Source organism: Candidatus Zixiibacteriota bacterium, from assembly GCA_022865345.1.
Taxonomy (GTDB): Bacteria; Zixibacteria; MSB-5A5; order MSB-5A5; family RBG-16-43-9; genus RBG-16-43-9.
The window spans coordinates 1-9,106 of sequence record JALHSU010000251.1 but is presented as its reverse complement, the minus strand read 5'-3'; the positions used below and the strand labels follow the sequence as shown (position 1 = coordinate 9,106).

The 9,106-nt window shown below is 43.6% G+C and carries 11 protein-coding genes; 5 read left to right on the top strand and 6 right to left on the bottom strand.

Translation table 11 applies throughout. From position 1 onward, the window contains the following. Positions 1 to 255 precede the first annotated feature (255 nt). From MUP17_11950 to secF, 3 genes are all read left to right on the top strand, one after another. Positions 256 to 402, top strand: coding sequence for a hypothetical protein (locus tag MUP17_11950; protein MCJ7459687.1), 147 nt, complete (start codon positions 256 to 258; stop codon positions 400 to 402). Positions 403 to 771: 369 nt separating this feature from the next. Continuing rightward, positions 772 to 2,415, top strand: coding sequence for a protein translocase subunit SecD (gene secD, locus MUP17_11945; protein MCJ7459686.1), 1,644 nt, complete (start codon positions 772 to 774; stop codon positions 2,413 to 2,415). A 23-nt stretch (positions 2,416 to 2,438) separates the two neighbouring features. After that, entirely contained in the window at positions 2,439 to 3,362 is a 924-nt protein-coding gene (gene secF, locus MUP17_11940) for a protein translocase subunit SecF (protein MCJ7459685.1), read from the top strand. A 247-nt stretch (positions 3,363 to 3,609) separates the two neighbouring features. On the opposite strand, the gene MUP17_11935 is transcribed toward secF, so the two are convergent. From MUP17_11935 to MUP17_11910, 6 genes are all read right to left on the bottom strand, one after another. Further along, positions 3,610 to 4,104 carry an NUDIX hydrolase gene (locus MUP17_11935; protein ID MCJ7459684.1) on the bottom strand — a complete coding sequence of 165 codons (495 nt, stop codon included), beginning with the start codon at positions 4,102 to 4,104 and terminating at the stop codon, positions 3,610 to 3,612. A 242-nt stretch (positions 4,105 to 4,346) separates the two neighbouring features. Further along, positions 4,347 to 5,615, bottom strand: coding sequence for a M24 family metallopeptidase (locus MUP17_11930; protein MCJ7459683.1), 1,269 nt, complete (start codon positions 5,613 to 5,615; stop codon positions 4,347 to 4,349). Positions 5,616 to 5,881: 266 nt separating this feature from the next. Continuing rightward, entirely contained in the window at positions 5,882 to 6,217 is a 336-nt protein-coding gene (locus tag MUP17_11925) for a cupin domain-containing protein (GenBank protein MCJ7459682.1), read from the bottom strand. A gap of 169 nt (positions 6,218 to 6,386) precedes the next feature. Then, the gene (locus MUP17_11920; GenBank protein MCJ7459681.1) at positions 6,387 to 6,776 is read right to left on the bottom strand and encodes a transposase; all 390 of its coding nucleotides are present in this window, start codon (positions 6,774 to 6,776) and stop codon (positions 6,387 to 6,389) included. Between the two features lie 208 nt (positions 6,777 to 6,984). Continuing rightward, complete coding sequence (locus MUP17_11915; protein MCJ7459680.1) at positions 6,985 to 7,524, bottom strand: transposase; 540 nt, start codon at positions 7,522 to 7,524, stop codon at positions 6,985 to 6,987. A 23-nt stretch (positions 7,525 to 7,547) separates the two neighbouring features. Then, complete coding sequence (locus tag MUP17_11910; GenBank protein ID MCJ7459679.1) at positions 7,548 to 7,688, bottom strand: hypothetical protein; 141 nt, start codon at positions 7,686 to 7,688, stop codon at positions 7,548 to 7,550. Between the two features lie 349 nt (positions 7,689 to 8,037). Here MUP17_11910 and MUP17_11905 point away from each other — a divergent pair, with 349 nt between their 5' ends. Further along, complete coding sequence (locus tag MUP17_11905) at positions 8,038 to 8,529, top strand: hypothetical protein (GenBank protein ID MCJ7459678.1); 492 nt, start codon at positions 8,038 to 8,040, stop codon at positions 8,527 to 8,529. Then, positions 8,498 to 8,998, top strand: a complete 501-nt coding sequence (locus tag MUP17_11900; protein MCJ7459677.1) for a tetratricopeptide repeat protein — start codon at positions 8,498 to 8,500, stop codon at positions 8,996 to 8,998. Before MUP17_11905 ends, MUP17_11900 begins: the two co-directional genes overlap by 32 nt. Positions 8,999 to 9,106: the final 108 nt, after the last annotated feature.

Here is a 9,106-nt window from a genome sequence, read left to right as displayed (position 1 = left end):
CCCTTCTTATCTCCTCTTGACTCATCCTGATCATGTCCTTTCCTGCCATAATATCCTCCTTTAAAGTAAGATATTGTGGCAATCTCAAAATAGGACATTTCTACTTTGCTAAAACAGGACATTATTATATTGCGATTACAGGACTTAGAGGACCAAAAAACAAATGACAGATTGAAGATGACAAATAAAAAGGTTCAAACGCTCAAAGGCAAAAGAAAGCCGTAGGCGGGGCTCCCAGCCCCGCAGTACTCGTGAATGAAATTGGAGTATAAAGCTTTAGCTTTATCTCTCTCGCTCTTTGTGGATGTTATCATCCACAAGATTGTAGCGTCGGGTTTTATGCCCGACGGTATTTCCCGCCAGGTCAGGGGACCTGGCGAGCACAAGAAAGAGCGAGGATGATAACATCCTCGCTGAGCAAAATGGAGCTATAGGGGCAGACCTGCGTGTCTGCCCTGCCCCAACGGGTTTAGTGCCTGTCGGGTCCCCTGACCCGACAGATCTTCCGTCAGGTCGGGGGACCTGGCGGGCAGAAGGTGTATTGGCAAACCTATCCGATAAACGGGTCCGGAGCAAAGCCCCCATAGGGTAGGAAAGGTTTGCACTCCATTCTTAGATATTAATATTTACAAACACCTGACCAGAATTTAGTGTAAATTTAAATAAATTTCGTCATTTTATATTTGACTTTAAAAATTTTTGATATATTTTGTTAATTTATTGTGAACGGCAGGTTTGAAGATAAAGGATTAAATTAAGGAGAATTTTAAAATGAAAAGATCACAACTCTGGCTTACCCTGATCACCGTTTTTCTGATCATCGCCTCGGTCTGGTATCTTTACCCCTCTTTGAGTCTGTGGAGCCTTTCTGATACTGAGAAGGCGCTTTTGAAAGAGAAAGATCCGTCAAAGCTTTTGAGCTTGGAGCAGAGAGGAATCAAGTTAGGTCTGGATTTAAAGGGCGGGATGCACGTGGTTTTGCAGGTGGACAAGACCAAGCTTAAACCTGAAGAGAGTAAAGATGCTGTGGAGCGTGCACTGGAGATCATCCGCAACCGGATAGACCAGTTCGGTGTGGCTGAGCCGCTTATCCAGAAACAGGGAGAAGACCGGATAATCGTAGAATTACCCGGACTCCAGGATGTGGAAAGAGCGCAAAATTTAATTGGCCAGACCGCTCAGTTAGAATTCAGGCTGCTGGAGACTCCCGAGAATACCAAAACGGTCATGGCAAAGATCGATGAGGTATTAACTCCAAAGAAAACAGAAGTAGAGACTTCCAAAGGTAAGGATACTACACAAGAGAAGAAGATAGCCAAAGACCTTTTCTCCAAGGAAGTTATTGATACCACAGTTCAGGAGGAAGAAGCAGGAGTAACGGATAAACCTTTCACTTCTCTTTTGGAGCTATCCGGCTCAGATTTCTTCCTGGTCGCCTTAGAGGATAAGCCCAAGATAGGCCAGTATCTCAAAGACCCCAAAATCTGGGAGCAGATTCCAGAGGATGATACCTTGGCCTGGGCAACTGGTGCAGAACCATACAAAGGAGTAGATTATCAGAAACTTTACCTGATAAAGAAAAAGGCAGAACTGTCTGGTAAATATCTGACAGATGCCCGGGAAGACTTCGACCAGTATCGCCGGCCCGAAGTCAGGTTCACTATGACTAAAGAAGGGGGCAGAAGGTTTGCCCAGCTTACCGGGGCAAATATCGATAAACCTTTAGGCATAGTGCTGGATGGAAGAGTTGAATCAGCCCCGATAATCCGGGCTAAAATCAGGGAGAGCGGGGTAATAGAGATGGGGAGCGGGGCTACCATAGAGAGCGCCCGGGATTTAGCAGTGGTCTTAAGAGCCGGTGCTCTTCCGGCTCCGGTTAAGATTATCGAGAACCGGGTAGTGGGTCCATCTTTAGGGCAAGATTCCATCAATAAAGGCGTTAAGGCAGCTATTATCGGGATCGGTGCGGTCTTATTGCTTATGGGTATATATTACAGATTATCAGGTATAATAGCTGATTTTGCCATGATTTTGAACTTGGTCTACCTTTTAGCAGCTCTGGCAGGTCTACATGCTACCCTGACCCTGCCAGGTATTGCAGGAATCATCCTGACCATGGGGATGTCAGTCGATTCCAATGTGCTTATTTTCGAGAGGATCAGGGAAGAATTGAGAACCGGCAAGACCATAAGGGCGTCGATCGATGCGGGTTATAAAAAAGCGCTCCTTACCATTATCGACTCCCATGTAACAACGCTGATAACAGCAGCAGTCCTTTTCCAATTCGGAACCGGTCCGATCAAAGGGTTCGCAGTTACTTTGAGTTTAGGAGTTATAATCAGCTTGTTCACAGCAGTAGTGGTCACCAGGCTGGTCTTCAACCTCAGAAAAAATTATCAGACTTTAAGCATTTAATTTTACGCAAAAGGAAAAAAACTATGATGGAGATACTCAAAAAAACCAATATCAACTTCGTGGGGATGAGGTATTATGCTTTTCTCTTCTCAGGAATCCTGGCCACCCTGGGGATAATCGCCTTCGTGTTCATATTTATGGGCAAGGCAAATCTGGGGATCGATTTCGCAGGCGGGACCATGATCCAGGGAAGTTTCGAGAAACCGATGAGCATAGGGCAGATAAGGAATGCGCTGGGACGGAACGGTTATGGGAATGCGGAGATAACTGAGCTTAAAGCCAGGGAGGTCCCTTATTTCTTCATGATCCGCCTGAAAAGCACGGCAGAGACCGGAAGCAAGGTATCAAACGAAGTCCTGGACGTCTTGAAAAAAGAGTTTCCAGATAACAATTTTCGAAAAGATTCTGTGGATGAGGTGGGACCAGCAGTGGGGAAGATCTTGCAACAGCAGGCTCGATTAGCAGTGTTGATTGCCCTGGCGGGGATTCTGGTCTACATCTGGATAAGGTTTGATTTCCGGTTCGGGGTAGCAGCTACCATAGCCACTTTTCATGACGTGCTGGCAGTTCTGGGGATAATGTTCATCTTGCACAAGGAGATCACTCTTCTGATCGTAACTGCTCTTCTAACCCTGGCTGGTTATTCCTTGACCGATACTGTGGTGGTGTATGACCGGATAAGGGAGAATTTAAAGGTCTTTCGTAAAAAGGGAGATTTTGCAGGCACCATAAATGCCAGCATCAATGAGATTCTAAACCGGACTCTTATGACCGGTGGAACTACCCTCCTGGCAGTCCTTTCAGTGTTCATTTTTGCCGGTGAGGTGGTGCATGATTTTGCTCTGGCACTGATTCTCGGAATTTTAGTAGGGACTTATTCCTCCTGGTTCGTGGCTGCCCCGATTGTTCTGGAATGGGAGAAGTGGTCGCCTAAGAGGTTTAAGTAGCAGACAGCATACAGCAGACAGGTAAAAAAAGTAGGGGCACGGCACGCCGTGCCCCTATAGGTTTTTTGATACTTGCTATTCTACGTTAGTGACTTGCAAGGGCAGGCCCTTGTGCCTGCCCTTTTATATTTGGTAGCCCCGCCTTGCCCTCAAGGCGGAGCTATTGATTCGTAGTGTCATCAGAACTAAAGCAATTTTCGTAGGGGAGGGGCTTGTACCTTTCGGTGGGCGATCACGAAGATCGCCCCTACGTTTTCTTTATCTCCTCAATTGCTCTCTCAGTCAATGCTGCCCGGTATGCAAGACCGCCCGATCCTGTTTTCAGCAAAAGCGGTTTCAAAGAAGAAAGCTCTTCCAGGCACATAAGTTTAGCCTCTTTTATCTCCCTGGTGTCAACCGGCTCGATTTTTCCTGAAAGATATCTGGCGGTGAATATATGCGAAGTCCAGATTACATCTTTTTGATTGTGTGAAAAGGTAACCTCAATTCTTAAAATATATCTCTGGAGTTTTATCTTCGCACCGGTCTCCTCATAAGCCTCCCTTAAAGCCACTTCCTCCAAGCTCTCTCCAGGCTTAACTCCTCCGCTGGGTGCCCTGTAAAGTCCTGGCGGATACCAGGGCTTGGAGATGACGATTACTTTTCCATCCTTGAAGATGAGTAGGGTCACATCCGAGTTTCTTCCATCTTCCATGCTCTCTTCCAGGTTTATAAATTCCCTGAGACTCAGAGAGAAAGACATCTTTAAGGATCTTGGTTTTCCGTATTTTCTTTCGATTCTGCTGAACTCTGTTTGCATTAGGAGTTTCTGTAGGGGCGTGGTTCTCACACCCTGTGTAGCTTATAATCCACGCCCCAGATCCGTCCTGGAAAGATTGTAGGGGGATGGAGTGCAAGAGCTTGCTCTTGCATTTCTTAAAAAGCATCAGCAAGCTGATGCGCTCCGATCCATGATATTCCCATCTTGCCCTTAAGATGTGGATGTTAAGGCTTCAGAATCGGGATTATCTCCTCCTGCAAGGACAATGTGGTTACTTCAATCTCTTTATCTTTTATGAAGACATTGATCTCGATTCTCACCCCGAACTCTTTCAGATAAATCCCCGGTTCAATTGAAAAACCAATTCCGGGGATGATTTCCCTTTCGTCCTTGGTCTCTAAGTTATCGATGTTGACGCCATTTCCGTGGTCTTCAGTTCCTAAACTGTGCCCGGTGCGGTGCGTGAAATTTGGTCCGTAACCTGTTTTCTGAATGTAATCCCTGCAGGCTTTGTCTACTTCCCAGCCTCTAACCTCTTCTCCTTTGGCCCATCTCCTTCTGAGATAATTCACTGCCTCATCCCTTGCACCTTTTACAATCTTGAATATTTTGTCATATTTTTCCGGGACTTTTTCTCCCACGTATCCAGTCCAGGTTATATCCGCATAGATGGATTTCTCTTTTTTCATCTTTCCCCAGATATCCAAAAGCACAAAATCGCCTGGACCTATTTTTTTCTTCTCTGTCTGGCTGGGTGTGTAATGGGGATTACCGCTGTTCTCATTTACCGCGCAAATTAAAGTCTCATCTGTTTCCATTCCGGATTCATTCATCCTTTTCTGAATGAATTGAGCTACCTCGTATTCATCTGTTGTCTTTTTCTCTCTTACTCTTTGAGCAATAAATTTGAAAGCCTCGTCTTTTATCTGCAGCAGGATTCTAACTGCCTCCTTATGAGAAAGATACTGCTTTTTATCCCAGCGGGCTTCGAAATACTGCACCAGATCAGCTGAGGAGATCACTTCCACTCCCAGACTTCTTATCAGCTCAATGGTACCGGCATCCACTCTGGATATATAGGGGATATTATTCTGAAAGGAGTATTCCATCGCCACAGTTTTGAGTCCAGACAGAAGCTCCTTTAACTTTTCTCTTTGCTCCTCCCAGCTTACATAGGGTATGATTTTACCCGGGACATCTTTGAAACCCTGCTCCTCGATTTTGTGGACTAAAGCCACCGGCTCTCCCTCTGCTTTGATCAGGTAATACCATCTTCTGGTCTTCAATCCTTTCAATCCGAGAAAATCAACTGCAATTGGATTTATCCCCCTGAAATCATATAAAAACCAGGCACGGATGTCATTTTGCTTTAGATATTTCTGAACCTGCACTACTTTGTTTTTCAAGTCAACCTCCCTTTCCTTTTGACTTAAGGTAAATTGAAAACTGAAAATGGAAAAAAGGAAAAGAAAAAAAACGATCTTGGTCTTCATCTTCACCTCACTTAATTTAGTAAACCCAAAGGTTTACATTCCAAAATTGTTCAGAGAACCGCGTAGGGATGTCCAATTGGACGCCCTCGGAAGGAGGATGGAGACCCCGCAGATCGGGATTTCGCAAAGCTCAACAAGCTTCACCCCTACGCGATATAAGACTTTAGCTTGCGATCAACAGTTGAGATACCTAACGCAGACATAAAGTCTGCGGCTACCAATTCTATATTACAAGGTAAACCTGAAGGTTTACACTCCAATAAAGCTCAAACCGGAATTATGCAGAGAAATTCCAAGATTCCTCTGGAGCTATTCTTGAATTGATGTTTTTCACCGCCAGGGATGAAGATCACATCCCCTTCCTTGAAAGGTATTTTCTTGTCTTCCCACAAGAGCGTTCCCTTGCCTTTTTTGATGAAGACCTCATGCTCCCATTTGTGGGAATGATAAGGGGTATATCCGCCGGCTTTAAGCTCAAATACCCGTAAGGCAAAATTGGGCGCGCCGTCATCTTTTTTTATTGCCCATCTTATTTTAACATCCTTTGATTGTGGATCATCAACTTTTTCGGCTTTGACATTCTTGTAATAGATTAGTTTCATATTTCTCCTCTTTACGTAAATTTTCACTAATATAAGATTGCAAGTTCAGGAAAACAACCTAAAATTTAGCTCTACACCGTCAGATTGCAAGCGCCTCAGCACAAGGGCAATGTTTGAAATTGTGTGTAAATTCTTTTGTTTGACAAAATGTGTTCCTTCCCAAGGGTTTTTAAGCCATCATTGGTTCGGTCTTTGATTCTGTGACCTGGTTAAATTTATCACTGGTGGAAAAGTATTGGGTGATGGAAACGATTCTTTCGGTTCTCCTTTCCCATTTTTTGTTAAAGTAGAGAAACTGGCTTAAAACGATTCTTTTACAGCTTTTAGTGTTCTGGAAGTATCCCATTACCTTCAGGCGTCGTCTTACTTCCTTAAAGCTTCGCTCAATCACGTTGGTGGTCCGGATGACTTTATGGAACTCAGGTGAAAACGCAAAGAAGGGGATAAGTCTATCAAAGTCCTTTTCCAAACATGCCACTGCCTTTGGTATCAGCTCACCCCAGCGTTCCCTCCACTGGCGAAAAAGTTTAGCTGCCACGCCAGAGGTCTGAGCATACATAATCCGGGCAGCTTCACTGGTACAGCTTTCCCGGTATCTTTTTAGGACAATACCTGGCGATATTGCGAAGCTTATGTACCCAGTCCGCCTTAGGCGGAGTGGGGAACTAAGGGATATACCTCATCTATAGCTGACCATAATCCAGGACAACCATCCATTATAATCAACTCCAGATTATATCCCACTAAACCCCTCACCTTTAAGTTCTCTAAAAATTAACGCCAGGTTCCCTTCCCTTCGGTGTGGGCCAGACGAAAGCTAATCCCGCCAAGGCGGGACTCCCGTCCCGACGAATACCATAAGCTACCAGTAGCCTATATCTTTTGACCTTTAACTCCATCCGAATCTTAACATCTAAACCGTCTAAGAACAAGAAGGCAAAATCATCCTCAATCGGCCTGTTCTCAAAAGCTCTAACCTCCCCATCCAAAGCTTTGGTAACCTGTGAAACATAACTGGCCGATACCCCCTCTCCACATAAACAGTCTAATATATCCCTCACCTTGCGCGTGGAGACCCCTCTCAAAAACATAGCCTTAATCCCCTCGTCCACTACTGGCTGAACCCGCTTATACCGCTCAAAACATTCCGGCTGATACCCCCCAACCCTATCCCGGGGCACCTCCAAATCAATCGGACCAACCGAAGTCAAAAGAGTACGAGCCCTATACCCATTCCGATAACCCTCTCGCACTGGCGTCCGCTCATAGCGACGAGCACTTACATGCTCATACAAGTCTAATGCCATGATCTCCTCAAAGGTCTGCTTCACTAAATACCTGCATCCAAGATTAAAATGAACCTCATCACCGCCTGTAGCGGGATACCGCTAAAAGCGGTAAACATCTTCTTGACTTCCTTTAAGTCTATCACTAAACTGTGCCTCGAAAAGTCAAGTTGCTTTACTGACATCAGGTGTCTCCTCTCCTTTTAAGGTTCTCTTCAATTCAAGGAAGGATACACCTTTTGTCTTTCCCAAACAACCAAATCTACACACTAATATTTACATTACCTAACTATCCCGATTAATCGGGACTGACATCTTTAATTTGCGTTGACATATTGATTATATTAATTGACAAACTCCCTACGGAGGCGTATTATTTATCTAAATTGGGAATGGGTTAATTCACAGCTGATGGAACAGATTAAGCTGATTGTCTGAGCGGATTATCTGCTTAATCCTAATAATCAGCTGTGAGCTATTATTAAAAGCAGCGGAGGTCTTCAGACCTCCAGACTAAAAAAGAGGAATGGGCTTATGAAAAAAATAATCTTTATCTGGGTTTTGAGCTTAGTTCTTTTATCCTCGGTTTCGGTTAGTGCTCAAACTGTTTCTAAGGATACTTCTCAGGTTGCTCAAGATATTTTGAAACTGAAAGCACAGAATGATACTTTGAAAATGGGATTTGAGAAAGTAAAAAAGGAAGGCTACGAAAAGGCAATTGAAGGTGCTAACAGAAGCATTTCTCTATCGAACTTAGTCATTGGTATAGTAGCTTTACTTGTAGGGTTAGTTGCTATTTTTGGATTTTTGAGAATCAGAGAATTAAAGGCGGATTACAAAGAAACAAAAGCAGAGCTTAAAAAAGGTTTTGAAGAAGATTTAGAAAGAGTAAAGGAATATAAGAAAGATATTAAGGAAATATGTGAAGAGTTAAAAGGAAGCCGACAAGTTGCAGCACAGGAGATTGCCGAAATAAAAAAAATTCAAGGAGATTATGAAGGAACAGCAAAAAGATATTCCTCCTGATTTTTCAAAAGATGTTTCCGAGTTAGCAAAAAAGGACTCAAAAACTGCTATTGAGGATTACGAAAGAATAATGAATAGGATTTTTGATGAAGAGATTTACCGAACAATGGCTTATAATTATTATCTTGAGAAAAAATATGATGAGTCTACTCTCGAGATTAAGAAAGCTTTAAAATTAAATCCTGACAACTTTGCTGCTTATTATAACTGGGGTGTGAACTCAGGTAAATTAGGCAGGTATGAGGAGTCGATAGAGAAGTATAGGAAGGCGACCGAGTTGAATCCTGATTATGGAAAGGCTTGGTATAATATTGCTTGTGCTTATTCATTACAAAATATGAAAATGGAAGCATTGGAAAATCTAAAGAAAGCGATTGAGCTTGACCCTAATTATAAAGAAAAAGCAAAGAAAGATGAGGATTTCAAGAATTTGTGGCAGGATGAGGATTTTAAGAAGTTGGTAGAGTGAGGGAATTCACAGCTGATGGAGCGGATTAAGCGGATTTTTTGAGCAGATCCACCATTGTCTGTCATTCTGAGTCCCCGTAGGGGACGAAGAATCTACGTCTGTTAAATG

What these genes read in the sequence shown, in the direction of transcription:
- MUP17_11950 (MCJ7459687.1), top strand. Translation starts at nt 256, where the DNA reads ATGAAATTGGAGTATAAAGCTTTAGCTTTATCTCTCTCGCTCTTTGTG.
- secD (MCJ7459686.1), top strand. Translation starts at nt 772, where the DNA reads ATGAAAAGATCACAACTCTGGCTTACCCTGATCACCGTTTTTCTGATC.
- secF (MCJ7459685.1), top strand. Translation starts at nt 2,439, where the DNA reads ATGATGGAGATACTCAAAAAAACCAATATCAACTTCGTGGGGATGAGG.
- MUP17_11935 (MCJ7459684.1), bottom strand. Translation starts at nt 4,104, where the DNA reads ATGTCTTTCTCTCTGAGTCTCAGGGAATTTATAAACCTGGAAGAGAGC.
- MUP17_11930 (MCJ7459683.1), bottom strand. Translation starts at nt 5,615, where the DNA reads ATGAAGACCAAGATCGTTTTTTTTCTTTTCCTTTTTTCCATTTTCAGT.
- MUP17_11925 (MCJ7459682.1), bottom strand. Translation starts at nt 6,217, where the DNA reads ATGAAACTAATCTATTACAAGAATGTCAAAGCCGAAAAAGTTGATGAT.
- MUP17_11920 (MCJ7459681.1), bottom strand. Translation starts at nt 6,776, where the DNA reads ATGTATGCTCAGACCTCTGGCGTGGCAGCTAAACTTTTTCGCCAGTGG.
- MUP17_11915 (MCJ7459680.1), bottom strand. Translation starts at nt 7,524, where the DNA reads ATGGCATTAGACTTGTATGAGCATGTAAGTGCTCGTCGCTATGAGCGG.
- MUP17_11910 (MCJ7459679.1), bottom strand. Translation starts at nt 7,688, where the DNA reads ATGTCAGTAAAGCAACTTGACTTTTCGAGGCACAGTTTAGTGATAGAC.
- MUP17_11905 (MCJ7459678.1), top strand. Translation starts at nt 8,038, where the DNA reads ATGAAAAAAATAATCTTTATCTGGGTTTTGAGCTTAGTTCTTTTATCC.
- MUP17_11900 (MCJ7459677.1), top strand. Translation starts at nt 8,498, where the DNA reads ATGAAGGAACAGCAAAAAGATATTCCTCCTGATTTTTCAAAAGATGTT.